Here is an 892-nt window from a genome sequence, read left to right on the forward strand (position 1 = left end):
AGAGATGCGTGCCGATGTACGTTTCTCTATCATCAATGCGTTATCTGAAGTCGAACTGAAACTCACCCTCGCTAAACTCGACAACTTATCGTTGATCGAATGGGCAGACTCGTTACCAGAATCCATCATCAATGAAGCGCTCGCTTTAATTGAAAAAGACGAGCTTGAACTGTACGACCAAGCGAATGAATATGAAGACGATGAGCTAGGTCGCTGGGCGGAGCGTAAAATCATTACGCTGCCGTTCAATATAACGGTCGGAACCGCAAAGCAGTTGATGGAACGCTACAGCTACGATACGCCGCAGCAAGTGTACCTGATTAACCGAAACAAACAGTTCCGTGGCGCAGTAAACTATTACGAGATCTTAAGAAGTGATTCAGGCGTGCGTTTGAAAACACTTGAGATTGAAACCGTTACCGTGTTGGACAGCAAAATGACACTGCCAGAAGCGGTAGAGGCGTTAGAGCATAGCGCCCTACCCGCGCTCCCCGTAACAGATGCTGACCAAACTCTCATTGGTGAGGTCGATTGGCAATTTGCATTAAGTACGCAACGAGAAATCTACGAAGCGCGCTTAATGGCCGGTACTGGTATGGATGAAGGCGATGACTTATTTGCGCCAGTACTAAAAAGCTCACAAAAACGTGGCGTGTGGTTGGGCATCAATTTGCTGACTGCAATTTTAGCCTCTGTCACTATCGGACTGTTTGAAGATGTGATTGCTCAAGTGGTGGCTTTGGCCGTGCTCATGCCAATCGTTGCATCGATGGGTGGCATCGCGGGCAGCCAAACGCTCACTCTGATGGTTCGTGCGATGGCGCTTAATCAGATCACTCCAGGTAACCGTTTCAAGCTATTGAAAAATGAACTGGGTATTGGCTCTCTGAAC

General features: G+C 48.0%; 1 protein-coding gene. It reads left to right on the plus strand.

The window, feature by feature from the left end:
* The coding region (locus R7Q11_RS25260) for a magnesium transporter (RefSeq protein ID WP_225466891.1) at positions 1–892 on the plus strand (892 nt) is incomplete at both ends.

The sequence above is a fragment of the Vibrio sp. 970 genome, assembly GCF_033339075.1.